The following is a 26054-nucleotide window of genomic DNA, read 5'->3' as shown; positions in this document are numbered from 1 at the left end:
GCCCGGCACGCACGGAAAATACTGGATATCATGGCCTCCCAACCCACCTCCTCCACCCAGTTCGTCAACATCGGTGAGCGGACCAACGTCACCGGATCGGCGGCGTTCAAGAAGCTGATCATGGCCGGCGACTATGACGCCGCCGTCACCGTCGCGCTCAACCAGGTCGAGAACGGCGCCCAGATCATCGACGTCAACATGGACGAAGGCCTGCTCGACGCGGTCGAGGCGATGACCACCTTCCTGAAGCGGATCGCGGCCGAACCCGACATCGCGCGCGTGCCGGTGATGATCGACAGCTCGAAATGGGAAGTGATCGAGGCCGGGCTGAAATGCGTGTCGGGCAAGCCGATCGTCAATTCGATCAGCATGAAGGAAGGCGAGGAGAAATTCCTCGCCGAGGCCAGGAAGTGCATGGCCTATGGCGCCGCCGTGGTCGTCATGGCGTTCGACGAGGTGGGGCAGGCCGATACCGAGGATCGCAAGGTCGAGATCTGCCAGCGCGCCTACAAGCTGCTGACCGGAATCGGCTTCCCGCCCGAAGACATCATCTTCGACCCCAATGTGTTCGCGGTGGCGACCGGGATCGAGGAGCACAACAATTACGGCGTCGATTTCATCAATGCGGTGAAGCGGATCAAGGCGAGCTGCCCGCACGTCCATTTCTCGGGCGGGCTCTCCAACCTGTCGTTCAGTTTCCGCGGCAACGAGCCGGTGCGCCGCGCGATGCATTCGGTGTTCCTCTATCATGCGATTCCCGCGGGCCTCGACATGGCGATCGTCAACGCCGGCCAGCTCGACGTCTATGACCAGATCGACCCCGAATTGCGCGAGGCGTGCGAGGATGTGATCCTCAACCGTCCGGCGCGCTCGGCGGACGAGACGCCGACCGAGCGGCTGATCGCGATCGCCGAGCGGTTCCGCGGGCAGAAGGGCGCTGTCGCCGACGACAGCGCCGCGCTGGAATGGCGCAGCTGGCCGGTCGCCAAGCGGCTGGAACATGCGCTGGTGCGCGGCATCGACGCCTTCGTGGTCGAGGATACCGAGGAGGCGCGGCAGCAGGCGGCAAAGCCGATCGAGGTGATCGAAGGCCCGCTGATGGACGGCATGAACGTCGTCGGCGACCTATTCGGATCGGGCAAGATGTTCCTGCCGCAGGTGGTGAAATCCGCCCGCGTGATGAAGAAGGCGGTGGCGCATCTGTTGCCGTATATCGAGGCGTCGAAGGAGCCGGGGGCCAAGGGCAAGGGCAAGATTGTGCTCGCGACCGTGAAGGGCGACGTCCACGATATCGGCAAGAACATCGTCGGCGTGGTGCTCCAGTGCAACGGCTTCGAGATCGTCGACCTTGGCGTGATGGTGCCGTGGACCCGGATCCTCGAGGCGGCGGTGGAGCATGATGCCGACATGATCGGGCTGTCCGGCCTCATCACCCCCTCGCTCGACGAGATGGTGACGGTGGCGGAGGAAATGCAGCGCGCCGGCATGACGATGCCGCTCCTGATCGGCGGCGCGACGACCAGCCGCGTCCATACCGCGCTGAAGATCGACCCCGCCTACAAGGGCGCGGTGGTCCATGTGCTCGACGCCAGCCGTGCGGTCGGCGTGTGCACGCAATTGGTCTCCGACACGCAATCGACCGAGTTAGTCGCCAAGACGAAGGCCGAATATGACGAGGTGCGCGTCAAGCGCGCCAACGCCAGCGGATCGAACCTGGTGTCGCTGGAGAAGGCGCGCGAGAATGCGTTCGTGGCGGACATGGCGCTGAAGCCTGCCGCACCGCTCCAGCCCGGCGTGCACCGGTTCGACGACTGGGATCTCGCCGACCTGCGCGAGGTGATCGACTGGACGCCCTTCTTCCGCTCGTGGGAACTGGCGGGCAATTTCCCCGCGATCCTCGATGACGCGATCGTTGGCGAAAGCGCGCGATCGCTTTACGCCGATGCGCAGGCGATGCTCGACACGATCGTCGCGGAGAAGTGGCTCACCGCGCGCGGCGTCGTCGGGCTGTGGCCGTGTCACCGCCATGGCGACGACGTGTTCGTCCAGCATCGCCATTCGGACGACCATCGCACCCCCGATGGCGGCAGCGTGCCCGAATATATCCGCGTGCCTGACCTCAATCGCAGCAACGAGGACAGCCGCCGGCTGTGCTTCCTTCGCCAGCAGGTCGCGAAGCGGGAAGGGCGCGCCAACATGTGCCTCGCCGATTTCATCGATACGCATGGCGACTGGATGGGCGGCTTCGCGGTCGCCATCCACGGCATCGATCCGCATCTGACGCGGTTCAAGGCCGATACCGACGATTACAACGACATCCTGCTGAAGGCGCTGGCCGACCGTTTTGCCGAGGCCTTTGCCGAGCGGCTGCACCAGCATGTCCGCACCACCCTATGGGGTTATGCGCCAGACGAGCAGCTGACCAACGAGGCGCTGATCCGTGAGCAATATCGCGGCATCCGCCCGGCGCCGGGCTATCCCGCCTGCCCCGATCACACGCTGAAGCCGGAATTGTTCGCAATGCTGGCTGACGGGTCGGGCGATGTCGCGGGAATCACGCTGACCGAAAGCATGGCGATGCTGCCGACCGCGGCAGTCTCCGGCTTCTACTTCGGCCATCCCGACGCAGCTTACTTTGGCGTGGCGCAGATCGGGCAGGACCAGGTGGCCGATTATGCCGCGCGTCGTGGCCGGCCGAAGGATGAGGTCGAACGCTGGCTGCGGCCGAACCTCAGCTAGACGTTCTGTTCGGGCGGGCGGGTCAGCAGCAGCGCCCGCCGCCGCTGCCGTACCGCGCCTGCTGCCGGTCGCGGAAGAATTCCGCGCGGGTCATCGGTGTGCGCTCCGGGTGGCGATCGGCCATGTGCCGGCAATAGGTGTCATAGTCGGGCAGGCCGACCATCAGCCGTGCGGTCTCGGCTACGCGCCCGAGGAAGCTCATCGTGCGATCTCCAGCGCGGGCGGGATTTCGCTCACGCTTGGGGAGGCGATGCGCCGCGCCGCCACGCAGGTGCGCACGGTGTAGAACAGGATCGCCGCCACCACGACGAGGAACAGCGCGCACAATGCCGCGTCGATCCGGTCGTTGAACACGATCCGCCCCATCTCCGCCATCGACGCCGCCGGCTTCAGCACCTCGCCGCGCGCGATCGCGTCCGAAAAGACCTGAGCGTGCGCGAGGAAGCCGATCTTGGGATCGGGGTGGAACAGCTTCATCAGCCCCGCCGTGCCGGTGCACAGCACCAGCCATCCGGCGGGAACGATCGTCACCCAGGCGAAGCGATCGCGCTTCATACGGAACAGCACCACCGTCGCCAGCATCAGCGCAACGGCCGCCAGCATCTGGTTGGAGATACCGAACAGCGGCCACAGCGTGTTCACCCCGCCCAGCGGGTCGGTGACCCCCTGATAGAGGAAGAAGCCCCAGGCACCGACGCACAGCAGGGTGGCGATAAGCCCGGGCAGGAAGCTGGAGGTTTCCTTGAAGCGCGGCGCGGCGAGGCCGAGCAGGTCCTGAAGCATGAAGCGGCCGGCGCGCGTCCCCGCATCGACCGCGGTCAGGATGAACAGCGCCTCGAACAGGATGGCGAAATGGTACCAGAAGGCCTTCATGCCCGGCCCGCCGAGGATCGCGCTGAAGATTTCCGCCATCGCGACCGCCAGCGTCGGCGCGCCGCCCGCCCGGCTGACGATCGTCGTCTCGCCCACCTCGCGCGCGGTGTTCGCCAGCGTTTCCGCCGACACCGGGAAGCCCATCGCCGTTACCGCGGCGGCTGCGGTGACGGGGTCGCCGCCGGTGATCGCGGTCGGCGCGTTCATCGCGAAATAGATGCCGGGATCGAGGATCGACGCCGCGATCAGCGCCATGATCGCGACCGCGCTTTCCATCAGCATCGCACCATAGCCGATGAAGGGCGCATCGCGCTCATTGGCGATCAGCTTGGGCGTGGTGCCGCTGGAAATCAGCGCGTGGAAGCCGGAGACGGCCCCGCAGGCGATGGTGATGAACAGGAACGGGAACAGCGGCCCGGCCCAGACCGGGCCGGTCCCGGAGAAGGCGAACTCGGTCAGCGCCGGCATGCGCAGCGGCGGGGCGAGCACGACGATGCCGATCGCCAGCGCGGCGATCGCGCCGATTTTCAAAAAGGTCGACAGATAATCACGCGGCGCGAGCAGCAGCCACACCGGCAGCAACGAGGCGATGGCGCCATAAGCGATGAGGCCGAAGCACAATTGCACCGGCGTCAGCGTGAAGATCGGGCCCCAGACAGCGCTTTCCGCGACCGACTGGCCCAGGATGATCGCCGCGATCAGCCCGACGAGGCCGATCACCGATACCTCGCCGATCGCGCCGGGGCGGATCCAGCGGGTATAGGCGCCCATCAGCATGGCGAGCGGCACGGTGGCGACGACGGTGAACAGCCCCCAGGGGCTTTCGGCCAGCGCGCGCACCACGATCAATGCCAGCACGGCAAGGATGATGACCATGATCATGAAGGCGCCGACCAGCGCGATCGTGCCCGGGATCGCGCCCATCTCCATCCGCACCAGTTCGCCGAGCGAGCGGCCGTCGCGGCGCATGGAGATGAACAGGATCATGAAATCCTGCACCGCCCCGGCAATCACCACGCCGGCGAGGATCCACAAGGTGCCGGGCAGATAGCCCATCTGCGCCGCCAGCACCGGGCCGACCAATGGCCCGGCGCCCGCGATGGCCGCGAAATGATGGCCGAACAGGACGCGCCGGTCGGTGGGGATGAAATCCAGCCCGTCCGCGCGCCGCTCCGCCGGGGTCGGGCGCGACGGGTCGATCCCGACCACTGCGCGCGCGATGAACAGCGCATAATAACGATAGGCGATGAGATAGACGGAAATCGCTGCCGCGACGATCCACAGCGCGTTGATCGGCTCGCCCCGGACGGTGGCGACCACGCCCAGGCTGACGGCACCGACGATGGCCAGCGCAATCCAGGGAAGATGCCGCGTCATGATCGATCCTCTCTTGCGCGCCTGACCGTCAACGCCTGCCGGGCGGTTTCGATCGCGCCCTAGTCGATGCGCGTTGCCATCTCCAGTGCGACCGCGCGGGAACCGTGCCGCCGTCTCCGGCGATAAGGCAATTGGAAAGAAACCGCAGCGAGCCGGAGACTGGAATGGCCGAAGCAACCTGGGGCGAGGCGACACCCCCGCCGATCGACTGGAAGATGAGCGCCTCGCTGGAAAATGTGCCGCGCGGCGACGCGGCGGTGCCCGAAGTCACCAGCCTCGAGACGGCGGTACGTGCCTGGCAGGATCTCGACCCAGCAATGCGCGCCGACGCGGTGCTGAAGCTGGAGCGTCCGGTGTGGCTGATCCCCGAAATGCCGCTGGACAGGTTCGAAGGGGATGGCATCGGCGATCTGGTGCGGGTGCTGCCGGCCTGACCGCGTGCCCGCAACGGACATGGACATCGACCCACGGAAGGATGGACTAGGATGGCGCAAGGCCAGATTGAAATCGACAACAACAGCATTCTCGACAACATCGATGCCGAACTGGTGGAATTCACCGCGGAGGTCGACGGCGACGATTACGAGTTCGCCGTGCAATATGACCTGCTCGAGGCGCTGAGCGGCGACCGGCCCGATGGCGACGGGGTGGAAATGCTCAATCGCTTCATCGACCAGGTGAGCGACGCTGCGCTGTCGGCGCTGTCGCGCAATGCCGACGCCAACCCGATCGTCGTCAGCGAAGCGGACCTCGAATAGCGCGGCGTTCCCGGCGGCGGCGCGGCTAGGCTGCGCCGCCGCCTCGCTGTACGGTCGTGCGATGCCCCTCCGCCCCGAGCACCTGCCCGCGCACGATGCAATCCAGCCATGACCAATATCAACGCGCCGGCAGGGGGCTTCGCGGGCCCGGTCAAGCGATCGATCACCATCGCCGGCCACGCCACGTCGATTAGCCTCGAACCGATGTTCTGGCAGGCGCTGGAGCGCGCCGCCGTCCGCCGCGCGTTGCCCTTGTCGGCACTCGTGGCGCAGGTCGATGCGTTGCGCATCGCGGCCGACGACCCCCCCAACCTAGCGAGCGCGCTGCGGAGCTGGATCCTGTCGGAAGCGGACAATAAGTAATAATCAGTCGCATTATCGTTGACACTGCGAACGACTCTCAATAGCTGCCCGGACACAATTTGATACAGTTCAGGGGGCATGAGAGATGATGGAACGGGTGGGTTCGGCGGGGGCGCCGTCATTCCTCGCATTGGCAGCGGTCGGCTTCATTGCCAGCGCGCCGGCGCAGGCGGCAGCGGGCACGGCAGCACCAGGCGCAGGCACGCCCGCGCCGCAGCAGGTCACGACCGAGGATCGCCGCCGCGACGACATCATCGTCACCGGGCAGCAGGTGACCTCCGAACAGGCCAGCGCCAAGGCGACGCGCCCCGTGCGCGACACGCCGCAGACGGTCACCATCCTCACCAACAAGACGATCGAGGAGCAGAACCTGCTCACGCTGCGCGACGTGCTGTCGACCGTGCCGGGGATCACCTTTGGCGCGGCGGAAGGCGGCGTGGCGCCGTCCGACCAGATCACGCTGCGCGGCTATTCGGCGTCGAGCGACATCACCGTCGATAACGTGCGCGACAGCGGGCAATATACCCGCGGCGACCCGTTCGTGATCGAACAGGTGGAGGTCGTGAACGGCGCCAATTCGGTCTATTCGGGCGCCGGTTCGGTCGGCGGCTCGATCAACCTCGTCACGAAGCTGCCGCAGGCGGAGACCGCGATCCGCGTCGATGGGGGGATCGGCACCGACGATTATTACCGCACCACGATCGACGCGAACGTGCGCGCCACCGATACGCTGGCGTTGCGGTTGAACGCCATGGCACATCGCAATGACGTGCCGGGCCGCGATGTCGAGTATAACAAGCGCTGGGGCATCGCGCCGTCCGCCACGCTCGGCCTGGGCGGGCCGACGCGGCTGACGCTGCATTACTTCCACGAGGAAGACGACAATATCCCGCAATATGGCGTCCCTTATTACAAGAACGCCTTCAACAACGGGCCTTTGCCCGGCGTCGATCGCAGCGACTATTTCGGCTATCGCAACGTCGACACGCAGGACATCACGATCGACCGTGCGACGCTGATCTTCGAACATGAGTTCAGCGACCGGGTCTCGCTGCGCAATCTCGCGCGCTGGCAGAATGTGCAGCAGCTCTCGATCGTCGGCCCGCCGCAGGGCACCTATTGCCTGCCGGGCAACGTCCAGCCGACCGGCGCGGCCTGCCCGACGACGACACCCGTCGGCTATTATCTGATCGGCGGCCCGCGCGGCAATTACCGCGATGTCACCAACCTGTTGATGTATGACCAGCTCGATCTGCGCGCGACGGTCAGCACCGGCGCGATCGAACATACGCTGGTGCTCGGCGGATCGTACAGCTGGGAGGAGTTCACGCTGTCGACCGGCAACGTGTACCGCAATCCGAACGGCACCGCGGCCTATGCCTCCTTCCCGCTGATCAACTACACCAATCCCAATGTCGTGGTGCCCGGTCCCGCCGGCCGCGTATACGGCAGCAACGTCTATACCGGTCCGATCAACCGGCTGGAATCGGGCCGCCAGCGGGGTGAGCTCAGCAACTGGGCGGTCTACCTCTTCGACACGATGAAGCTCGGCAAGGTCGAGCTGAACGGCGGGCTGCGGCTGGAGGACAATCGCGGCAATTACCGGACCGACGCGCTGGCCGCGAACACCGGCGCAACGGCGACGACACCGCAAGGGCCGATCATCCCCGGCCCGCGCCTCACCAACAATGCGACCTTGTTCTCCTATCGCGTCGGGCTGGTGTACAAGCCGGTCGAGGCGGTCAGCCTTTACGCCGCTTATGGCAATGCGATGACGCCGTCGCAGAACGCCGTGAACGGCGCCTGCACCATTGCGACCTGCAACGTCGATCCCGAAACCGCCAAGAATTACGAGATCGGCGCCAAGGCGGAGCTGTTCGGCGGCCGGCTGCTGCTGACCGCGGCGGCGTTCCGCAACGAACGCGATAAATACCGTGTCGCCTCCAACGATCCGACCGTACCCGATCAGGCGCTGGACGGCCGCTCACGCGTCGATGGTATCGCGCTCGGTGCGACCGGCAAGATCACGCCCGCCTGGGATATCACCGCCAATTACACCTATCTGAAGCCCAAGCTGCTCCAGTCGGTGTCCGATTACTGCCTTGCCAATCCCGGCGCGGCATGTGGCAACACGCCCGCCAATCCCGATCCTGCGCGCGGTGCGCCGCTGCAGAACACGCCCGATCATTCGGGCAGCCTGTTCACCACCTATCGCCTGCCGTTCGGGCTGACGATCGGCTATGGCGTCACCTATCAGGGGACGTTCGCGTTCAACCTGCCGACCGCGACCGCGCCGACGATCTATCGCTCGGACGATTATTGGGTGCACAACGGCTATCTGGCCTATGATATCTCGCCCAGGCTGACCGCGCAGCTGAACGTGAAGAACATTGGTGACGAACTGTATTTCACGCGGATCCGCAACAATGGCTGGGCGACGCCGGGCGACGCGCGCTCGGCGGTGCTGACCGTCGCCTACCGCTATTGATCGCGCGGGCGGGGGGAGGGCGCGTCCTTCCTCCGCCCGCCGACCGCCAAGGATGAACGCCACGCCATGCTGATCGCGATCCCCGACCTGCTCGATGCCGCCGCGGTCGCGCGGCTGCGCGGCATCATCGACGCCGCGCAATGGGTCGATGGCAATGTGACGTCAGGCCATCAGTCGGCGCTGGCCAAGCGCAACGAGCAATTGCCCGAGGACAGCGCGGCGGCGCGCGAGGCGGGGCAGATGGTGCTCGACGCGCTCGGCCGCTCGCCCTTGTTCTTCGCGGCGACGCTGCCGCTGAAGGTATTTCCGCCGCTGTTCAACCGCTACGGCATTGGCCAGACGTTCGGCACGCATGTCGACAATGCGATCCGTATCCAGCGCGGCACCGATTTCCGCATCCGCGCCGACATTTCCTGCACCCTCTTCCTGGCGGATCCGGCCGACTATGACGGCGGCGAGCTGGTGATCGAGGATCTGTTCGGGGTGCAGCGGGTGAAGCTGCCCGCCGGCCATGCGGTGGTCTATCCCTCGTCCAGCCTCCATCACGTGACGCCGGTCACGCGCGGCACGCGGGTCGCGTCCTTCTTCTGGCTGCAATCCATGGTGCGCGACGATGGCGACCGGCGGATCCTGTTCGATCTCGACCGCGCGGTGCAGACGATCGGCGCCGACCGGGGGCAGGGCGATCCGGCAGTGATTCAGCTGACCGGCGTCTATCACAACCTGCTGCGCCGCTGGGCCGACGCCTGATCGCGCCATCTGGCCAGCCGTAGCGGGCGCGCGGACGCGCCCGGTCGATGCGTAAGTCATTCCCCTCCGCCGCGTTTCCCGCTAGCGATACAGGATAAGCTGTCGATCCGTTCAGGAACCCGACAGCGAACGAAGTTACGCACCGGCGGTGACGCGCCTGCCGGTGCGCGCGCACAGGAAGAAGGAAGCCGCGATGTCGCAGACCGATCCGTTGATTGAGGCGCCGCAGGCGTCCGGCGCTGCGGGGGTGCACCGCCGCGGTTTCTTCACTGCCGTGGCCGGCGCCGCTGCGGTCGGGGCGGGCGCGCTGGCGCTCGGCACCAAGGCGAGCGCCCAGTCGCTGGGAGAGGTCGATCCGATCAACTTTGCGCTGAACCTCGAATATCTGCAGGCCAATTTCCTGTCCGTCGCCACCACCGGCAAGACGCTGGTGGCGGCCGATACCTCGGGCACCGGCACGGCGGGCGCTGCGAACGGCGGCCGGCAGAAGACCTTTGCCGATCCCGCGCTCGCCTCCATCGCGCAGGAAATGGCTGCCGATGCGCTGGCGCATGTGAAGTTCCTGCGCGCGCAGGCCAGCACGGTCTATGCCGTCGCGCAGCCGGCGATCGACCTTGGCACCGGGGCGACCAGCGCGTTCAGCACGCTCGCGCGCGCGGCCGGCCTCGTCGGCGCCGGGGCAGGCTTCGATCCCTATGGCACCGACAATGATTTCCTGCTCGGCCTCTACATGCTGAAGGACGTCAGCGTCACCGCTTATGCCGGCGTGCTCGGCTTCCTCGGCACCCCGACCACGGCGGAGGCAGTGGCCGGCATCCTGCAGGTGGAGGCGGAACATGCCGCCACCGTGCGCCTCGCCCTTTATCGTCGCGGGCTGACGCTGCCGTCGCTGATCGACGCGACGGAGGCGATCTCCAATTATCGCGACACGCTGGACGGCACGACCAGCGATTTCGACCAGGGGGTCCGACCGACCACCAACGCCTCGGGCGCGACGGTCGCCAATGTGGCGCCGCTCAACGGCAAGGGGCAGGTGTTTGTGCGCACCCCGTCGCAGGTGCTCAACATCCTGTATCTCAACGCCGCCACGTCGATCTCCACCGGCGGGTTCTTCCCGGCCGGGCTGAACGGCACGATCAAGACGACGGCCGCGCCGACCCCGACCCCGACCCCGACCCCGACGCCCTCGGCCTCGCCGACCGCCGGCTGAGGCCGCGCGCGCCGCGCCCGTCTGTATTCGATTCCAGGATCCCATCGCCATGACCGATCAGGACACCATTCCCCCGATGCTCGACGCTGCCGCCGCGCGCCGCGCCGAACGCCGCCGTTTCCTCCAGCTTGCCGGGGGCGCCTCGATCGCCGCCGGGGGCCTTGCGCTGCTGTCGGCCTGCGGCGGCGATGACGACGACGACAACGGCCCCGCGCCCAATCCGTCGCCCAGCCCGACGCCGACCCCGACGTCGACCAGCAACGCCGATCGCGCGGCGCTGAACTTCGCGCTGCAGCTCGAATATCTCCAGGCGCAATATTTCTCCTATGCGACCACCGGCGCGGGCCTTGATGCGGCGCTGCTGACCGGCACGGGCACGCCGGGCGCCGTCACCGGTGGGTCGACCGTGCCCTTCACCGATGCCGTGATCGCCGCCTGCGCGCGCGAGATCGCGCAGGATGCCCGCGCCCGCGTCGTGGCGCTGCGCACCCTGATCGCGGCGGAGGGGGTCGCGCAGCCGGCGATCAACATTTCCGGCGCTGCCGACGGCGCCTTCACCACCGCGGCGCGCAATGCCACCACGGTCGGCGCAGGGGAGTTGTTCAACCCTTATGCCAATGAGGACAATTTCCTCCTCGGCGCCTTCTTCCTGCAGGACGTGATCGTCACCGCCTACAAGGGGCTGGTCGCGCTCGCCAACCTCAACGCCACGCGTGAGGCGTTCACGGGGATCGCCGGTGCGCAGGCCTATCACGCCGGCTTCATCCGCACCGCGATCTACGAACGGCCCGCGATCCGCGCACAGACCGTGACGCTCAGCAACTATCGCGACTCGCTCGATGGCGGGGCCGATCTCGACCAGGGCGTGGTCGGCACGAACGGCGCGGCGAACATCACGCCGGCGGACGGCAACGGCATCACCTTCAGCCGCTCGGCGCCGCAGGTGCTGAACGTGCTCTACCTCAACAAGGCCGCGGTCTCGTCGGGCGGCTTCTTCCCCGCCGGGCTGAACGGCGACGTGAAGACCAGCGCGGCCAATTGACCTGCTTCCGGGCGCGGTACCGATCGCGCCCGGCTTTACCGCGTCCCGCAAGGCGCGTAGAACGGCCATATCCCCGGGGGACCGCTGACGGCGGTTGAGAGGGGGGCACGAGCCCCCGACCCGCTGAACCTGATCCGGTTGACACCGGCGGAGGGAGGGAGCGGCGCGCCACCACCGGCAATCCGTCTTTCGCTCTTCGGCTATTGGAGAGTGAGACATGGCCGACGTAGATTCCCCCATCGAAGCAGCACGCGGCGCCATCGGCGTCACCACCGGCCCGATCCGCGGCAGCCGCAAGATCCACGTTGCGGTCCCCGGAAACCCGAAGGTGCAGGTCGCGATGCGCGCGATCGATCTGGAGCCGGGCTGCGGGGAACCCCCGCTCAACGTCTATGACACGTCGGGCCCCTACACCGACCCGACCGTCCGCATCGACATCAACGCCGGCCTCGCGCCGCTGCGCCGCGAGTGGATCATGGCCCGCGGCGACGTCGAGGCCTATGAGGCGCGCGAGATCCGCCCGGAGGATAACGGCCAGCTCGGGCCCGACCGCTCGGGCGGGGTCCAGCCCTTCCCCAACGTCGTGAAGCGCCCGCTGCGCGCAAAGCCCGGCCAGAACGTCAGCCAGATGCACTACGCCCGCCGCGGCATCATCACGCCCGAGATGGAATATGTCGCCACGCGCGAAAACCTCGGCCGCGAGATGCTGCGCGAGTACCACCGCGACGGCGAAAGCTTCGGCGCCGCCATCCCCGATTACGTGACGCCCGAGTTCGTCCGTGACGAGGTCGCCCGCGGCCGCGCGATCATCCCCAACAACATCAACCACCCCGAATCCGAGCCGATGGCGATCGGTCGCAACTTCCTGGTCAAGATCAACGCCAACATCGGCAACAGCGCCGTCGCCAGCAACGTGGCGACCGAGGTCGACAAGCTCGTCTGGGCGATCCGCTGGGGCGCGGACACGGTGATGGACCTCAGCACTGGGCGCAACATCCACGACACGCGCGAATGGATCATCCGCAACTCGCCCGTGCCGATCGGCACCGTGCCGATCTACCAGGCGCTGGAGAAGGTCGGCGGCATCGCCGAGGATCTGACATGGGAGATTTTCCGCGACACGCTGATCGAGCAGGCCGAACAGGGGGTCGACTATTTCACCATCCACGCCGGCGTCCGCCTGCCCTACGTGCCGCTCACCGCCAAGCGCGTCACCGGCATCGTCAGCCGCGGCGGCTCGATCATGGCGAAATGGTGCCTCGCGCACCACAAGGAGAGCTTCCTCTACGAGCGGTTCGACGAGATCACCGAGATCATGAAGGCCTATGACATCGCCTATTCGCTGGGCGATGGCCTGCGCCCCGGCTCGATCGCCGACGCCAATGACGAGGCGCAGTTCGCCGAACTCTACACGCTGGGCGAACTCACCAAGCGCGCCTGGGCGCAGGACGTTCAGGTGATGATCGAGGGGCCCGGCCACGTGCCGATGCACAAGATCAAGGAGAATATGGACAAGCAGCTGGAGGCGTGCGGTGAGGCACCCTTCTACACGCTCGGGCCGCTGACCACCGATATCGCGCCGGGTTATGACCATATCACCAGCGGCATCGGTGCGGCTATGATCGGTTGGTATGGCACGGCGATGCTCTGCTACGTCACGCCCAAGGAGCATCTCGGCCTGCCCGATCGTGACGACGTGAAGGTCGGCGTCGTCACCTACAAGCTCGCCGCCCACGCCGCCGATCTGGCCAAGGGGCACCCCGCGGCCAAGATGCGCGACGATGCCCTGTCGCGCGCCCGCTTCGAATTCCGCTGGCGCGATCAGTTCAACCTCAGCCTCGATCCCGACACGGCGGAAAAGTACCACGACCAGACGCTGCCGGCGGAAGGCGCCAAGACCGCGCACTTCTGCTCCATGTGCGGCCCCAAATTCTGCTCGATGAAGATCACGCAGGAAGTGCGCGACTTCGCCCGGCTGCAGAACCAGGGCAGCGAAGGCTTCATCGCCACCGAAGAGGCGGAAGCCGGCATGGCAAAGATGAGCAACGTCTACGAGGAAACCGGCCGCGAACTCTACATGGGCGCCGGTGACCGCGAACACGATTGACACTGCCGACGCGCGATCGTTTCTCCCGTACCCGCGGCCCACCAGCCGCGGGTACAATCGTTTTGGGGGTCACGCCTGTCGGTCGCTCCGCTAGCCTCAGTGTCAGGATCAGGTGGGACAGCGTGAGGTTTGATGGCTCCCGGAGTTGAGGCGCTGACGGAAAAGGAGAAGGAGACGCTTCGCCTGCTCCTCGTCGGGCACGACGCCAAGTCGATGGCGCGGCACTTCGATCTGTCGGTCCATACGATCAACGAGCGGTTGCGCGACGCACGCCGAAAGCTCGCCGTCTCCAGCAGCAAGGAAGCCGCACGGCTGCTCCGCGAGGCGGAAGGCACGACCCCCGAAATCCTCGGGGACACCGGATTACGGGGTGCGCAGCCCGGCCACGATCAACACCATGAGCCTCTATCCCCACCAACGCCGCGATCGTCGCGAGCGACTGGCTGGGCGATCGGAGGAGTTGCCATGATCACCATCGCCGCTGCCCTGCTGGCCTTGACCAGTCCCATCACCCAGCCCGCCGACCAATCCCCGTCAGCCGCCACCGTGCCCCTGACCGAAAGCGAGGGCGCGAAGGCCGCACGGGAATGGCTGGAGCTTGGTGACGCTGCCAACTGGCGGGACAGCTATGCCGCCACCGCCCAGTCCTTCCGCACCGCCAACACACTCGAAAACTGGCAATCCGCCGCGCAGAAGGTGCGCCTGCCGCTCGGCAAGGTCGTGTCCCGCACCTTGATCAGCGATATCGACACGCCCGCGCCGCCCAATGGCAATCGCACCGTCCAGTTCCGCACCGATTTCGCCAACAGGAAAGGCGCCATCGAAACGGTTGCGCTCAATCGCGAAGGCGGGACCTGGAAGGTCGCCGGCATCTACGTCGAATAAGACGCCAGCTGTCTGCCGATCGGAGGTGCAGAAGGGCCGCTGCCCGCGCCGCGGCCCCGCGCCATCCTCAATAATGATACCGGCACTGCGCGATCTCCAGCGTCTGCGCGTCGCCACTGCCGCTCACCCGGTACACCAGCCGATGTTCGCGATTGATCCGGCGGGACCACCAGCCGGTCAGGTTCCCGCCGAGCGGCTCGGGCTTGCCGGTGCCGCGAAACGCGTCACGCTGGCATTCCTTGATCAGCGCATTGACGCGCTCCAGCCCGCGCCGATCGTCGCCCTGCCAGTGCAGATACTGGTTCCAGGCGCGGTCGGAAAACACCAGCCTCACGGCTCGATCAGGTCGCGCTCGCTGCCCTTGCCCGCATCCAGCTCGGCGATGCTCGCCAGCAACTCACGCGCGTTCGCCGGCGATTGCAGTAGGTAGAGCGTCTCCTCGATCGAGGCCCATTCGCTTTCGGAGATCAGCACCGCGCCTTCGCCCTTCTGGCGTGTGATCGCGATCGGCGCCTTGTCCGCCACGACGCGATCGACCAGCGACTTCATGTTGGCGCGCGCCTCGGAAATGCTGATCGACTGCATGGGCGCAATGTACGCATTTATGTACATTGTTCAAGCGGTGTGGCCATGCCCCCGGAGGCGTCCGGCTGCAAAGCCCCGCCGCCACGCCCGCCTAACAAGGGGACTGCGCACCCGGCTTTCCCTGCTACACCCCCCGGCATGGCTCCCGAATCCTCGCTCGCGCATCTTGCCGACACGCCCGCCACGCCGGATCAGACCGCGCCGCAAGGGATCACCCATCCGCCTTATGCCTTTATCGCGCTTGCGGCGCTGGCGGGGGCGGTGCTGATCGTCGCGCTGCTCGGCGGGACGATCGCGCGCGGCACGCAGTTCGATTTCGACCATGCGATCATGCTGGCGCTGCGCACATCGGGCGATCTTTCCACCCCGATCGGCCCGTCATGGCTGCAATCGGCGATGATCGACATCACCGCGCTGGGCGGCGGCACCGTGCTGACGCTGATCGTCATCCTGACAGTCGGCTTTCTTCTCACCTGCCGCCATTATCTCACCGCCGCGCTGGTCCTGGGGGGCACCATATCGGGGTCGCTCGCGATTTCGCTGGGCAAGCAACTCGTCGGGCGCGATCGCCCCGCGCTGGTCGATCATCTGGTGGAGGTCGCCTCCGCCAGTTTCCCCAGCGGTCATGCCGGGAACAGTGCGATCATCTATTTCACCATTGCCCTGATGGTGATGCAGATCGTGCCGCGCGCCGCCGCGCGCCGGTACATCTTCGGTGCGGCACTCGCGCTGGTCGGCCTGATCGGGTTCAGCCGCGTCTATCTGGGGGTGCATTGGCCAAGCGACGTGCTGGCGGGGTGGAGCGCGGGCGCGCTGTGGGCGCTCGCCTGGTGGGCGCTCGGTTCCTGGCTACGGCTTCGGCGCCACGCCTGACGCCGTTCCCCGCGTGTCGCGCGTGCGCCGATCGTCTCCGCTGTCCTACAGGCGCCGCCCCGTGGCACGAGCTTGTGCGGAACACAAGGAGAACATTGCCGATGCGGATGCTGGAGGAGCGCGGGATCGCGCCGGACGGGCGGCTGGTGGCGCGCCGCCGCGGCGGGCGAAGCGTCACCGTCAATGTCGCTGAATCGCCGCTGTCCTGGCTCAGCGCGCGCGGCCTGGTCGATCCGCGGCAGGTGGAGGCGGGTGAGCGGCTGCGCACTGATTATGAGCGGGCCGCGATCCCGCCGTCGGTCACCATGCGCTGGTCCGCGCGCGTCGATGGCGGGGCAGGGACGGGGCTCGATCCGACCAGCGCGCATCTCGCCGCGCGCGGGCGGTTCGATGCGGCGATGGCCGGCGTCGGACGCGGCCTCTCCGACGTGCTGTGGCGGGTGGTGTGCGCAGGCGAGGGGCTGCCGGTCGCCGAAAAGGCGCTCGGCTGGCCGGCGCGCTCGGGCCGGCTGGTGCTCACCATGGCGCTCGATCGCCTCGCCGATCATTATCGGCTGCCATAGCCACAGCGCCCGGCAGCGGCGGTGTGTCCCCCACCGCTGCTTGCGTCGCGGGGGCGGGCGGCCGATATGCCGCCGCCATGCGCTTCGACATCATCAAATGCCACGGCTCGGGTAACGATTTCGCGTTGATCGACGCGCGTGGCCTGGACCTCCCCGACACCGCCTGGGCCGATGTCGCCCGCGCGCTCGCCGATCGCGCGGGGCCGGTCGGCGGCGACGGCATCCTCCTGCTCACCGACGGCGCCGGCGCGGCTGCCTTCGGCATGCGGATCTTCAACGCTGACGGGTCGGAGCCCGAAACCTGCCTCAACGGCCTGCGCTGCGTCGCGCGTGCGGGGCTGGAGGCGCTTGGGCTGGATACGGCGACCGTCCGTCTGAAGACCAGCGAGGCAGAGGTCGCGCGCGACGCCGATCTGGCGCCCGGCGTCTATACCGTGCGCGAAACCGCCGGCCCCGCGACGCTCGCCGTCGCCGATTGGCCGCTTCATGGCGAGGGGGAACAGATCATCGACCGCCCGATCGCGCGCCTGTCCCCGACGCTCGCGTTCACCGCGGTCGCCATCCCCAATCCGCACCTCATCGCCTTCGTCGACGAGGTGGACGAGGCGGAGCTGGTCCGTATCGGCGCGATCTGCGAGGCCGCGCCCGACTGGCTCCCCAACCGCGCGAACGTGTCATTCGTTCACATGCGCAATGATCGAGAAGTTTACGTCCGCACCTTCGAACGCGGCGTCGGCCTCACCAACGCCTGCGGCAGCGCGATGGGCGCGTCGACCTTTGTCGCGGGGCTCACCGGTCGTCTGCCGTTCGACCAGCCGATCACCGTGCGCAACCGCGGCGGGCTGGTCCGCGCCTCCGCCTCGGCGGACGGCATGGTCACGCTCAGCGGCAATGCGACCTTCGAATGGTCGGGGTCGGTGACGGTAGAGGACGGCCGCGCACGCGACCTGATCGTCACGGAGCGCCGGGCGGACGAGATCGACGCCTGGGCGCGCATCTGATCCCGCCGCCGCCCCGCGGGCGGCAGCGGGAGCGAATGATCGGTTAAGCGCCGGCGGCCTTAAGCGCCTGCTCGACCTGCGGCCAGGACGCGCCGTCGATCTTCTCGCCGTTCAGGAAGAAGGTCGGCGTGCCGGTGACCTGCTTGTCGCGCATCGCGACTTCGGAAACCTTGGCCAGATCTTCGATCCCCTTCGTGTCGGCCAGACACTGGCGCGCCTGCGCCTCGGTCAGCCCGCGCTGCTTCACGAAATCGAGATAGCCGAGATGCTCGACCCAGGCCGCGGCCTGCTGCGCCGGCGTCATGCTCTGCAGGCGCTGCTGGAAGTCCTGCGGCACGCTTTCCAGCTTGGACAGGAACTGGTCCTGGTCGACGAACATCTGCTCCAGCATGCCGAAGAACGGTGCCGGGCCGGCGCACTGGCCGAGCAGCGCGACGCCAAGGTCCGGCGCATGGACCAGGAAGTCGCGGAACTCGTACGAAACCTTGCCGCTCTTGATGTAATTGTCTTCCAGCGGGCGAGTCGCGGTCCGGCCGAAATTGCCGCAGGTCGGGCAGGTACGCGAACCATATTCGACCAGCTTCAGCGGCGCGTTGGGATTGCCCATCACATAGCCGCCGTCCGCCGTCTTCGACACCGTCTGGGTCCAGTCCTGCCCGGCCGGCGCCGGCGCGGCGGCGATCGAATTGGGCGCTGCGGTGTTGGTGGTGTTGCCGTCGCCACAGGCAGCGAGCAGCGCCAGCATGGCGCCCATGATCGGCGCGGTGGCGGCAAGACGCAGGTTCATGCTTTTACTCCGTTGAACAGATGGTTCGGGTGTCGGGCGTCACTTGGCGCCCGCTTTGCGCAGCATCGGTTCGAGCGCCGCCCAATCGGCGTTCTCGATCAGCTTGCCGTTCAGTTCAAAGGTCGGCGTGCCCTTGATCTTGCCCTGCATCGCCTGCGCCACCTTCAGCGTGGCGTTGACGTTCGCCTCGTTGCTGAAACAGGCGTTGATCGCAGGATCGGTCATGCCGGCCGCCTTGGCGATGTCGATCAGCCCGGCGCCCTTGGCCAGCGTGCGCATCTTTTCGCCCTGGTTGTTGCCAGCCGGATTCTGCCCACCGACCGGATCGAAGGCGACGGCCTTGTTCAGCCATTCCTCCTGCCGGTCGAACAGCATCTCGTGCATCTTGGGGAACAGCCGGGGGCCGGAACAGCGCGCCAGCGTCGCGGCGACCAGATCGTAGCGATCATGCACCGAACTGCGGATCTCCACGCTGGTGGAGCCCGACGCGATCATCTGCCCCTTCAGCACCTTGGCCGAATCGCGGGTGAAATGGCCGCAATGCGGGCAGGTGTAGCTGACATATTCGATCAGCTTCACCTTCGCGGCGGGATTGCCGATGACATAGCTGCCATGCGGTGCACGGGTGGCGACATCGGCCCAGGGGCGCTGCGTGGCGGCAGACAGGGGCGCCGTGACGGCGATGGCGGCGAGCAGGGCAAGCTTCTTCATCTGATGCTGGGCAATCCACTGGTGGCGCCGATCCCGGCGGCAAGCGCCTCCAGTACGGCCTTCAATTCAGGATCTTCGATCGTCTTCAGGCTGTTGCCCAGTTCCGCCGGCACCGGCCGCGGTTCGGGCACCGCGCGCGGCTTCGGCCGGGCGGCCACGTCGCCCTGGCGGATCGCGACCTTGGCAACGGCGGGATAGCCGAAGAATAGGTTCACCCGCTCCATGATCTCGGGGGTCACGTGCTGGATCATCACCGCATGGGCGCTGCGCGCCACCAGCGTCAGTGTGCCGTCCTGCTTCTTGCCGACGGGGAATTTGATCGATTCGGGGGCGCTTGCCGCGGCCAGCTTCTCGCCGACGATTTCCGGCCACCGCGTGACGATCGACGACTGGACGAAGCCGAAGCGACGGAACGCCGCGCCGCCGACGGCGGGCAGCAGTTCGGAAACCTGGCGCGAACGGTTGGATCGTGCCGGTTCGGCTTCGGAGGCGCGGACCCGCTTGCTCATCCCGCGTCCCATGCCATAGCCGGTACGTGGACGCCAAGCGCTCGATCGCCGACAAGTTGCTCGATTGGTACGATCGTCATCGCCGCACGCTGCCGTGGCGCGCGGCGCCGGGCGAGCGGCCCGACCCTTATCGCGTGTGGCTGTCCGAGGTGATGCTGCAGCAGACGACGGTGGCGACGGTGCGTCCGCGATTCGAGGCGTGGGTGGCGCGCTGGCCCGACGCGGCGAGCTTGGCCGCGGCCGACGAGGCGGAGGTGATGGCCGCCTGGGCAGGGCTCGGCTATTATGCCCGCGCCCGCAACCTGGTACGTGCGGCCCGCGCGATCGCGACCGATCATGGCGGCGCGCTGCCCGATACCGAGGAGGCGCTGCGCGCGCTGCCGGGGCTGGGCGATTATACCGCGGCGGCGGTGGCGGCGATCGCTTTTGGCCGCCGCGCGGTGGTGGTGGACGCCAATGTCGAACGGGTGGTGGCGCGGCTGTTCCGCACCGCCGGGAAGCCCGCCGTGCGTGCCGCGGCGGAGACGGTGACGCCTGACAGGCGCTCGGGCGATTTCGCGCAGGCCATGATGGACCTCGGCTCGGCGATCTGCACGCCCAGGCGCCCGAAATGCCTGCTCTGCCCGCTGGCGTCGGATTGCGCCGCGCATGCCGCGGGCGAGGAAGAAGCGTACCCCGTGAAGCCGGCGAAGAAGCCGCGACCGGCGCGGTTCGGCACGATCTTCTGGCTGGAGCGCGAGAGCGCAGGCGGCAGGCGCGAGGTGCTGCTGGTGCGCCGCCCGGCAAAGGGCCTGCTCGGCGGGATGCGCGCGCTGCCGACCGGTCCGTGGGAGGACAGCCAGCCCGGCCTCCGCGGCGCGCCGACGGCGGCCGACTGGGTGCTGCTGAACCAGATTGTCGCCCATGGATTCACCCACTTCACATTGGAACTCGCGCTTGCCGTGGCGCGGCTGGACGCGCATTCAGCGTCGGCCGATGGCGAATGGTGGCCGGTCGATGAACTCGCCGGCGCTGGATTGCCGACGGTGTTCGCCAAGGCGGCGACCGCGATAGGGAGGATAGGATGAGGGGCAAGTGGCTGTTCGGAACGGTGGCGGCGGTGGCGCTGGCGGCGGGGGTCGGCTCCGCCCGGCAAGCGCAGCCCGCACCCCAGCTGAAGCCGCAACCCATGCCGCAGGCCGGGGCGCCGCGCGGCAATCCGCTGCTGGCGGAGACGCAGGCGCTGTTCGACGGGCTGGTCGCGTCGAACAAGATGCCCGGCATCGTCGGCGCGTTCGGCATTGGTGATCTCCCCACGCAGTTCGTCTCAGCCGGGAAGATCGCGGACGGCGCCAATGCGCCCGCCGCCGGCCCGGACAGCCTGTGGCGCATCTATTCGATGACGAAGCCGATCACCGGCATCGCCGCGATGCTGCTGGTGGAGGACGGCAAGATCAGCCTAGACGATCCGGTCAGCAAATACATTCCCGGCTTTGCCAACATGCGGGTGCTGACCAGCCCCGACACGTCGCTGGACAGCGTGCCGGCAAAGAACCCGATCCTGATCCGCAACCTCCTCACCCACACGGCGGGCCTCGGCTACAATATCTCGGCCAAGGGCCCGCTGCTGAAGGAATATGAGCGGCTCGGCATCCTGCCGGCGCAGGTGAACACGCAGCTGGAGGCGAAGGCACGCACCACGCGCCCCGCCACGCTGGCGGAGTTCGCGAACCGCGTCGCCAGCGTGCCACTGATCGCGGAGCCGGGCACCAAATGGGTCTATTCGATCGGCCTCGACGTGATGGGCGCGGTGATCGAGAAAGCGAGCGGCATGCCGTTCGACCGCTTCGTCCAGACGCGGCTGCTCGATCCGCTCGGCATGACCTCCACCTATTGGAGCGTGCCGGCGAGCGAGATGGGGCGGTTGTCGACCAATTACGTGTTCGTTGGCGACAATCGCACCCCGATCGATCCGGGTGCGACCTCGGTCTACCTCCAGCCGCCGAGCTTTCCCTATGGCGGCGCGGGCCTGGTATCGAGCGCGCGCGATTATGACCGCTTCCTCCACATGCTCAGCAACGGCGGCACGCTGGACGGCAAGCAGGTGATGAAGCAGGAGACGGCGGCGCTGGCGATGTCCAACCTGTTGCCGGCGGGCGTTGCCTTTGGTGGCATCGGCGGCGGCACCGGCGGCGCCATGTCGGCCAAGATGGGCTTTGGCGCTGGCGGATCGGTCTATCTGGAGGACGCGCCCAACGGTGGTCCGTCGAAGGGCACCTACGGCTGGGGCGGCGCGGCGGGCACGATCGCCTGGGTCGATCCGGCGCGAAAGATGCGCGGCACGGTGATGGTGCAATATTTTCCGGCCGAGAAATGGGGCCTGCGGCAGAGCATCCCTGCGGCGCTTGCCCGCGACACGATGCGGATGCGCGCGAAGTGAGCGGGGCACAGGCAATGCCGGGCTTTACCGGCGGCACGCTGAGCCGAGTCGCCGACCATCGCAACGACGCCGAGGCATTCGCCGCCGCGATGGGCGACTGGCGCGCGCGGCTGCTGAAGCTCGATGGTTACGACCCGGAGATCACCGAGGATGGCCGCCTCGGCTGGACGATGGTGACCGAGGCGCCCGACGACGCCCATATCGTGCTTCTCGGCTTCGACGAGGGACGGCCGCGCTTCGCCGCCGCGCCCGAAGGGGTGCCAGCGCCACCGCTCCGCTCGCCCGCGCTGTTCCGGGCGCTGGACCAGCTGGAGGCGGGTGAGGCGGCGACCTATGCCATGGCGCGTTCGGTGCTCGACTGGAACGCGCGGCATCGCTTCTGCGCGAACTGCGGCACACTGACCGAATCCTTCCGCGCCGGCTGGGGGCGCAAGTGCGGCAATTGCGCGACCGAGCATTTCCCGCGCGTCGACCCGGTGGTGATCATGATCGCCGAACATGACGGCCGGGCGCTGCTGGGCCGCCAGCCGAGCTGGCCGGCAGGGCGCTATTCGGCGCTGGCGGGCTTTCTCGAACCGGGCGAATCGATCGAGGAAGCGGTCGCGCGCGAGATTCAGGAGGAGGCCGGCGTCAGCGTCTCCGGCGTGCGCTATGTCGCCAGCCAGCCTTGGCCCTTCCCCTCACAGCTGATGATCGCCTGCATCGGGATCGCCGACGATGACGCGATCACGCTGGACGACAATGAGCTGGAAACGGCGGGATGGTTCACCCGTGACGAGGTGCGCGCCGCGCTTGCCGGCGACGGACCGTTCGTGGCGCCGCCGAACTACGCCATCGCCCATACGCTGCTGACCCGCTGGGCAGCGTAGGGATGATGCCCGGCCATCACCCCGGGGCTGGCCCGGGATGATGGCAGGAACGGCGCCGTTATTCCGCGGCGCCCAGCTGCTGCAGCACGAACGCGCCCCATTCGGCGTTCTGGCGATAGCGTTCGAAGCGGCCGGACTTGCCGCCGTGGCCCGCCTCCATGTTGACGCGGAACAGCAACGGATTGCTGTCGGTCTTCTTCTCGCGCAGGCGGGCGACCCATTTGGCCGGCTCGTAATATTGCACCTGGCTGTCCCACAGGCCGGTGCCGACGTACATCGACGGATAATTCTTCGCCGCCACCTGATCATAGGGCGAATAGCTCAGCATATAATCGTAATATTGCTTCTGCGCCGGATTGCCCCATTCGTCATATTCGAAGGTGGTGAGCGGGATCGAGGCGTCGAGCATCGTCGTCACCACGTCGACGAACGGCACCTGAGCGACGATCACCTTGTAATCCTCGGGCGCCATGTTCGCGACCGCGCCCATCAGCAGGCCGCCGGCCGAACCACCCATCGCCGCGACACGGTCCTTGGCGGCATATTTCTGCGCGACGAGATGGCGCGTCACGTCGATGAAGTCGGTGAAGCTGTTCTTTTTCTTCAGCAGATGGCCGTCGTCATACCATTGGCGGCCCATTTCCTGCCCGCCGCGGATGTGCGCGATGGCATAGACGACACCGCGATCGAGCAGGCCGATGCGGCCCGGATCGACCGACGGATCGGTCGAGGATCCGTAGCTGCCATAGGCATATTGGAAGAGCGGGGCGGTGCCGTCGCGCTTCACGCCCTTCTTGTACACCAGGCTGACCGGGATCTTGGTGCCGTCCCGCGCCGTCGCCCAGACCCGCTCGGTGACATAATTGGCCGGATCATAGCCGGGAACGGGCGCTACCTTCAGCACGCGGCGCTCGCCCGTCTTCGCATTCACCTCATAGGTGGTCGTCGGTGTGACGAGCGATCCGTAGGTGTAGCGCACCCACGGCGTGTCCGGCTCCTCATTGACGTCCAGCGTCATGCGATAGGCGGGTTCGTCCGCCTTGACCGGGATTGAGGTGCCCGCGGCATCGAGCAGGCGGATCATTCGGTTGCCGCCCTCGCGCTGGTTGATCGCGATGAAGCCGGCGAACGGCTTGAAATCCTCGATGAAGACGGTGTCGCTGGCCGGCGTCAGCGCCTTCCACGCAGCCGGCCCACCGGCGACCGCATCGTCCGCCACCGTCATCAGCGTATAATTTTTGTGATTGAGGTTGGTGCGGATGATCCAGCGGCCGTCCATGTGATCGGCCGAATAGCGCAGATCGCGCTTGCGCGGCGCGATCGTCTGGAAACTGGCCGGCGCGGTCGCAGCGGCCGCGCAACGCTGCTCGTTGCTGACGGTCGACTGGACGAAGACGCAGATGAAGCGATCGTCCGTGGTGCGGCCGATGCCCATCTGGAACGTGTCGTCCTTCTCCTCGTAGAGCAGCCTGTCCTGCGCCACCGGCGTGCCCAGGACGTGCGCCATCACCTTGTAGCCGCGCAGGGTGGTCGGATCCTTGGCGACATACAGGATCGTGCGATTGTCACCGGCCCAGACGATGTTCGGCTCCGCGTTGGTGATCGTGTCGCTGAGCAATTGCCCGGTGGCGAGGTCCTTCACCTTCAGCGTGTACTGACGGCGGCCGACGGTATCTTCGGCATAGGCGACCAGGCGATTGTCCGGGCTGACCTGCCAGTCGCTCAGCGCGAAGAAGCTGCGGTCCTTCGCCATCGCCGGCTGGTCGAACAGGATCTCGGCCGGCGCCGTCTTCTCGCCCTTGCGGCGCTCGATGATCGGATAATTGGCACCGGTCTCGAACCGAGTCTGATACCAGTAGCCGTTCGTGCGATAGGGGACGCTGCTGTCGTCCTGTTTGATGTGGCTGACCGTCTCCTGATACAATTTGTCCTGCAGCGGCTTCAGCGGGGCAAGCGCGGCATCGGCATAGCCGTTTTCCGCGTTGAGATAGGCTAGCATCTCCGGGTTCTTCCGGGTATCGTCGCGCAGCCAGTAATATTCGTCGGTCCGCGTGCCATTGGGCGAGGTGACCTGATGCGGCTTCTTCGCCGGCCGCGGCGGGGCCGGCATCTGCGCAGCGGCGCTGGCCGCCACAGTGAAGGCCACGCCAGCAAGCAACATCTTCCGCATCATCAACCCCCACGCCATGTCGTTGCTTGTGATACGACAGGCGCGGCAGGACGCAAGCCGCCCGGCTCAGCCGCGCTTGCGCGCCTGCCGATAGGTGCCCAGCACGCGCACCCATTTGGTGTGGAAGCCCAGTTCCTCCATCGCGCGGTCGAAGTTCAGGTCGCCCGGCTTCCCTTCCACATCGGCGTAGAAATCCGACGCGGCAAAGGTCCCGCCGCGCTGGTAGCTTTCCAGCTTGGTCATGTTGACCCCGTTGGTGGCAAAGCCGCCCAGCGCCTTGTACAGCGCGGCCGGCACGTTCTTCACCTCGAAGATGAACGTCGTCATCCACGGCCCGTCGCCGACCGGCGGCTTGCCGCCACGCGCCAGCACCACGAAACGGGTCATGTTGTGATCCGCGTCGGCAATGTCGGTGGCGAGGAGGTTCAGCCCGTAGATGTCGGCGGCCGCGGGCGGGGCGAGCGCGGCGATCGACGGCACGTTGCGCTCCGCCACCTCGGCGGCGGCGCCCGCCGTATCCGGATAGGCCACGGGGCGGATATCATGCGCCTTCAGCCAGTGGCGGCATTGTCCCAGCGCCTGCGGATGGCTCATCGCCTCGCGCACATCGGCCCGCTCGCCCACCCCCATCAGCGCGTGGCGAATCGGCAGGAAATGCTCGCCCGTGATGACCAGCCCGGATTCGGGCAGCAGGAAGTGGATGTCCGCGACGCGCCCGTGCAGCGAATTCTCGATCGGGATCATCGCGCGATCGGCGATCCCGCGCTTCACCGCGTCGATCGCATCCTCGAACGAAAAGCACGGCAGCGGCAGCGCGTCGGGAAAGGCTTCGCGCACCGCGACATGGCTGTTTGCGCCCGGAGCTCCCTGAAAAGCCACCGTTCGTTCGGGCGCGTTTTCGGCGGCCGCGATCATGCTGGCGACGATCGGACGGGCTGGCGCTGCGAAGTTTTCCATCGTTCTGACCGCTAAGCG

General features: G+C 67.2%; 25 protein-coding genes and 1 riboswitch. Of the genes, 16 read left to right on the top strand and 9 right to left on the bottom strand.

The window, feature by feature from the left end:
* The first annotated feature begins 30 nt into the window (after positions 1-30).
* Positions 31-2739 (top strand): methionine synthase, encoded by a 2709-nt coding sequence (gene metH, locus L8F96_RS05580; RefSeq protein ID WP_334655457.1) that lies wholly within the window; start codon positions 31-33, stop codon positions 2737-2739.
* A gap of 22 nt (positions 2740-2761) precedes the next feature.
* Here metH and L8F96_RS05575 read toward each other — a convergent pair whose 3' ends face one another.
* Positions 2762-2941: a YbdD/YjiX family protein gene (locus tag L8F96_RS05575; protein WP_046409807.1), complete on the bottom strand. Its 180-nt coding sequence runs from the start codon at positions 2939-2941 to the stop codon at positions 2762-2764.
* Positions 2938-4989: a carbon starvation CstA family protein gene (locus L8F96_RS05570; protein WP_334655455.1), complete on the bottom strand. Its 2052-nt coding sequence runs from the start codon at positions 4987-4989 to the stop codon at positions 2938-2940. Before L8F96_RS05570 ends, L8F96_RS05575 begins: the two co-directional genes overlap by 4 nt.
* Positions 4990-5153: 164 nt before the next feature.
* Between L8F96_RS05570 and L8F96_RS05565 the strand changes: the two genes are divergently transcribed.
* The 9 genes from L8F96_RS05565 to L8F96_RS05525 all read left to right on the top strand — a co-directional run bounded on the left by L8F96_RS05565 (position 5154) and on the right by L8F96_RS05525 (position 14592).
* Positions 5154-5423: a hypothetical protein gene (locus tag L8F96_RS05565; protein WP_046409809.1), complete on the top strand. Its 270-nt coding sequence runs from the start codon at positions 5154-5156 to the stop codon at positions 5421-5423.
* A 51-nt stretch (positions 5424-5474) separates the two neighbouring features.
* The gene (locus tag L8F96_RS05560; RefSeq protein WP_334655453.1) at positions 5475-5747 is read left to right on the top strand and encodes a hypothetical protein; all 273 of its coding nucleotides are present in this window, start codon (positions 5475-5477) and stop codon (positions 5745-5747) included.
* A 108-nt stretch (positions 5748-5855) separates the two neighbouring features.
* The gene (locus L8F96_RS05555; protein WP_046409811.1) at positions 5856-6110 is read left to right on the top strand and encodes a ribbon-helix-helix domain-containing protein; all 255 of its coding nucleotides are present in this window, start codon (positions 5856-5858) and stop codon (positions 6108-6110) included.
* A gap of 88 nt (positions 6111-6198) precedes the next feature.
* Positions 6199-8598, top strand: a complete 2400-nt coding sequence (locus L8F96_RS05550) for a TonB-dependent receptor (RefSeq protein WP_417158947.1) — start codon at positions 6199-6201, stop codon at positions 8596-8598.
* 66 nt (positions 8599-8664) lie between these two features.
* The gene (locus L8F96_RS05545; RefSeq protein WP_046409812.1) at positions 8665-9348 is read left to right on the top strand and encodes a Fe2+-dependent dioxygenase; all 684 of its coding nucleotides are present in this window, start codon (positions 8665-8667) and stop codon (positions 9346-9348) included.
* A 193-nt stretch (positions 9349-9541) separates the two neighbouring features.
* The gene (locus L8F96_RS05540; RefSeq protein ID WP_334655448.1) at positions 9542-10558 is read left to right on the top strand and encodes a ferritin-like domain-containing protein; all 1017 of its coding nucleotides are present in this window, start codon (positions 9542-9544) and stop codon (positions 10556-10558) included.
* A gap of 49 nt (positions 10559-10607) precedes the next feature.
* Positions 10608-11600 (top strand): ferritin-like domain-containing protein, encoded by a 993-nt coding sequence (locus L8F96_RS05535; protein WP_125945921.1) that lies wholly within the window; start codon positions 10608-10610, stop codon positions 11598-11600.
* 64 nt (positions 11601-11664) lie between these two features.
* A riboswitch (TPP riboswitch) is annotated at positions 11665-11773 on the top strand.
* A 44-nt stretch (positions 11774-11817) separates the two neighbouring features.
* Complete coding sequence (thiC, locus tag L8F96_RS05530; protein WP_334655447.1) at positions 11818-13707, top strand: phosphomethylpyrimidine synthase ThiC; 1890 nt, start codon at positions 11818-11820, stop codon at positions 13705-13707.
* A gap of 132 nt (positions 13708-13839) precedes the next feature.
* Complete coding sequence (locus tag L8F96_RS05525) at positions 13840-14592, top strand: DUF4019 domain-containing protein (RefSeq protein ID WP_145118049.1); 753 nt, start codon at positions 13840-13842, stop codon at positions 14590-14592.
* 67 nt (positions 14593-14659) lie between these two features.
* On the opposite strand, the gene L8F96_RS05520 is transcribed toward L8F96_RS05525, so the two are convergent.
* Positions 14660-14926 carry a Txe/YoeB family addiction module toxin gene (locus tag L8F96_RS05520; RefSeq protein WP_334655445.1) on the bottom strand — a complete coding sequence of 89 codons (267 nt, stop codon included), beginning with the start codon at positions 14924-14926 and terminating at the stop codon, positions 14660-14662.
* A complete protein-coding gene (locus L8F96_RS05515; RefSeq protein WP_301091106.1) occupies positions 14923-15177 on the bottom strand; it encodes a type II toxin-antitoxin system Phd/YefM family antitoxin in 255 nt (84 codons plus the stop codon). The genes L8F96_RS05520 and L8F96_RS05515 overlap by 4 nt, the downstream gene beginning before the upstream one ends.
* Positions 15178-15315: 138 nt before the next feature.
* Here L8F96_RS05515 and L8F96_RS05510 point away from each other — a divergent pair, with 138 nt between their 5' ends.
* The 3 genes from L8F96_RS05510 to dapF all read left to right on the top strand — a co-directional run bounded on the left by L8F96_RS05510 (position 15316) and on the right by dapF (position 17614).
* The gene (locus L8F96_RS05510; RefSeq protein ID WP_334655442.1) at positions 15316-16050 is read left to right on the top strand and encodes a phosphatase PAP2 family protein; all 735 of its coding nucleotides are present in this window, start codon (positions 15316-15318) and stop codon (positions 16048-16050) included.
* Positions 16051-16151: 101 nt separating this feature from the next.
* Positions 16152-16613: a DUF6456 domain-containing protein gene (locus L8F96_RS05505; protein WP_417158932.1), complete on the top strand. Its 462-nt coding sequence runs from the start codon at positions 16152-16154 to the stop codon at positions 16611-16613.
* A 77-nt stretch (positions 16614-16690) separates the two neighbouring features.
* Positions 16691-17614 (top strand): diaminopimelate epimerase, encoded by a 924-nt coding sequence (gene dapF, locus L8F96_RS05500; RefSeq protein WP_334655441.1) that lies wholly within the window; start codon positions 16691-16693, stop codon positions 17612-17614.
* A gap of 43 nt (positions 17615-17657) precedes the next feature.
* Here the strand turns inward: dapF and L8F96_RS05495 are convergent, their stop codons facing one another.
* The 3 genes from L8F96_RS05495 to L8F96_RS05485 are packed head-to-tail and all read right to left on the bottom strand — an operon-like array spanning position 17658 to position 19621.
* A complete protein-coding gene (locus L8F96_RS05495; protein WP_046409825.1) occupies positions 17658-18401 on the bottom strand; it encodes a thioredoxin domain-containing protein in 744 nt (247 codons plus the stop codon).
* 39 nt (positions 18402-18440) lie between these two features.
* Complete coding sequence (locus L8F96_RS05490; protein ID WP_334655437.1) at positions 18441-19112, bottom strand: DsbA family protein; 672 nt, start codon at positions 19110-19112, stop codon at positions 18441-18443.
* Complete coding sequence (locus L8F96_RS05485; RefSeq protein WP_231621964.1) at positions 19109-19621, bottom strand: DUF721 domain-containing protein; 513 nt, start codon at positions 19619-19621, stop codon at positions 19109-19111. The genes L8F96_RS05490 and L8F96_RS05485 overlap by 4 nt, the downstream gene beginning before the upstream one ends.
* A gap of 26 nt (positions 19622-19647) precedes the next feature.
* Here L8F96_RS05485 and L8F96_RS05480 point away from each other — a divergent pair, with 26 nt between their 5' ends.
* The 3 genes from L8F96_RS05480 to nudC are packed head-to-tail and all read left to right on the top strand — an operon-like array spanning position 19648 to position 22909.
* Positions 19648-20688 (top strand): A/G-specific adenine glycosylase, encoded by a 1041-nt coding sequence (locus L8F96_RS05480; protein WP_417158931.1) that lies wholly within the window; start codon positions 19648-19650, stop codon positions 20686-20688.
* Positions 20685-22040 carry a serine hydrolase domain-containing protein gene (locus tag L8F96_RS05475; protein ID WP_334655435.1) on the top strand — a complete coding sequence of 452 codons (1356 nt, stop codon included), beginning with the start codon at positions 20685-20687 and terminating at the stop codon, positions 22038-22040. The genes L8F96_RS05480 and L8F96_RS05475 overlap by 4 nt, the downstream gene beginning before the upstream one ends.
* Positions 22041-22054: 14 nt before the next feature.
* Complete coding sequence (nudC, locus tag L8F96_RS05470) at positions 22055-22909, top strand: NAD(+) diphosphatase (RefSeq protein WP_046409833.1); 855 nt, start codon at positions 22055-22057, stop codon at positions 22907-22909.
* A gap of 58 nt (positions 22910-22967) precedes the next feature.
* Here nudC and L8F96_RS05465 read toward each other — a convergent pair whose 3' ends face one another.
* Together L8F96_RS05465 and L8F96_RS05460 are read right to left on the bottom strand one after the other, a co-directional pair.
* Positions 22968-25079, bottom strand: a complete 2112-nt coding sequence (locus L8F96_RS05465) for a S9 family peptidase (protein ID WP_334655433.1) — start codon at positions 25077-25079, stop codon at positions 22968-22970.
* A 66-nt stretch (positions 25080-25145) separates the two neighbouring features.
* The gene (locus L8F96_RS05460) at positions 25146-26036 is read right to left on the bottom strand and encodes a prephenate dehydratase (RefSeq protein WP_136452093.1); all 891 of its coding nucleotides are present in this window, start codon (positions 26034-26036) and stop codon (positions 25146-25148) included.
* Between the last annotated feature and the right edge of the window lie 18 nt (positions 26037-26054).

The sequence above is a fragment of the Sphingomonas panaciterrae genome (assembly GCF_036890205.1).
In the GTDB taxonomy this organism is placed as follows: domain Bacteria; phylum Pseudomonadota; class Alphaproteobacteria; order Sphingomonadales; family Sphingomonadaceae; genus Sphingomonas; species Sphingomonas panaciterrae.
Note: the sequence above shows the minus strand (reverse complement) of the source record. Positions and strands in the feature narration are given on the sequence as shown.

Excerpts from the sequence above, each read along its gene's own strand:
- L8F96_RS05515 (WP_301091106.1), bottom strand. The coding sequence starts at position 15,177 with ATGCAGTCGATCAGCATTTCCGAGGCGCGCGCCAACATGAAGTCGCTG.
- L8F96_RS05510 (WP_334655442.1), top strand. The coding sequence starts at position 15,316 with ATGGCTCCCGAATCCTCGCTCGCGCATCTTGCCGACACGCCCGCCACG.
- L8F96_RS05550 (WP_417158947.1), top strand. The coding sequence starts at position 6,199 with ATGGAACGGGTGGGTTCGGCGGGGGCGCCGTCATTCCTCGCATTGGCA.
- L8F96_RS05545 (WP_046409812.1), top strand. The coding sequence starts at position 8,665 with ATGCTGATCGCGATCCCCGACCTGCTCGATGCCGCCGCGGTCGCGCGG.
- L8F96_RS05535 (WP_125945921.1), top strand. The coding sequence starts at position 10,608 with ATGACCGATCAGGACACCATTCCCCCGATGCTCGACGCTGCCGCCGCG.
- thiC (WP_334655447.1), top strand. The coding sequence starts at position 11,818 with ATGGCCGACGTAGATTCCCCCATCGAAGCAGCACGCGGCGCCATCGGC.
- L8F96_RS05560 (WP_334655453.1), top strand. The coding sequence starts at position 5,475 with ATGGCGCAAGGCCAGATTGAAATCGACAACAACAGCATTCTCGACAAC.
- L8F96_RS05525 (WP_145118049.1), top strand. The coding sequence starts at position 13,840 with ATGGCTCCCGGAGTTGAGGCGCTGACGGAAAAGGAGAAGGAGACGCTT.
- L8F96_RS05495 (WP_046409825.1), bottom strand. The coding sequence starts at position 18,401 with ATGAACCTGCGTCTTGCCGCCACCGCGCCGATCATGGGCGCCATGCTG.
- metH (WP_334655457.1), top strand. The coding sequence starts at position 31 with ATGGCCTCCCAACCCACCTCCTCCACCCAGTTCGTCAACATCGGTGAG.
- L8F96_RS05555 (WP_046409811.1), top strand. The coding sequence starts at position 5,856 with ATGACCAATATCAACGCGCCGGCAGGGGGCTTCGCGGGCCCGGTCAAG.
- nudC (WP_046409833.1), top strand. The coding sequence starts at position 22,055 with ATGCCGGGCTTTACCGGCGGCACGCTGAGCCGAGTCGCCGACCATCGC.
- L8F96_RS05575 (WP_046409807.1), bottom strand. The coding sequence starts at position 2,941 with ATGAGCTTCCTCGGGCGCGTAGCCGAGACCGCACGGCTGATGGTCGGC.
- L8F96_RS05570 (WP_334655455.1), bottom strand. The coding sequence starts at position 4,989 with ATGACGCGGCATCTTCCCTGGATTGCGCTGGCCATCGTCGGTGCCGTC.
- L8F96_RS05475 (WP_334655435.1), top strand. The coding sequence starts at position 20,685 with ATGAGGGGCAAGTGGCTGTTCGGAACGGTGGCGGCGGTGGCGCTGGCG.
- L8F96_RS05505 (WP_417158932.1), top strand. The coding sequence starts at position 16,152 with ATGCGGATGCTGGAGGAGCGCGGGATCGCGCCGGACGGGCGGCTGGTG.
- L8F96_RS05460 (WP_136452093.1), bottom strand. The coding sequence starts at position 26,036 with ATGGAAAACTTCGCAGCGCCAGCCCGTCCGATCGTCGCCAGCATGATC.
- L8F96_RS05540 (WP_334655448.1), top strand. The coding sequence starts at position 9,542 with ATGTCGCAGACCGATCCGTTGATTGAGGCGCCGCAGGCGTCCGGCGCT.
- L8F96_RS05565 (WP_046409809.1), top strand. The coding sequence starts at position 5,154 with ATGGCCGAAGCAACCTGGGGCGAGGCGACACCCCCGCCGATCGACTGG.
- L8F96_RS05465 (WP_334655433.1), bottom strand. The coding sequence starts at position 25,079 with ATGCGGAAGATGTTGCTTGCTGGCGTGGCCTTCACTGTGGCGGCCAGC.
- L8F96_RS05485 (WP_231621964.1), bottom strand. The coding sequence starts at position 19,621 with ATGAGCAAGCGGGTCCGCGCCTCCGAAGCCGAACCGGCACGATCCAAC.
- L8F96_RS05490 (WP_334655437.1), bottom strand. The coding sequence starts at position 19,112 with ATGAAGAAGCTTGCCCTGCTCGCCGCCATCGCCGTCACGGCGCCCCTG.
- dapF (WP_334655441.1), top strand. The coding sequence starts at position 16,691 with ATGCGCTTCGACATCATCAAATGCCACGGCTCGGGTAACGATTTCGCG.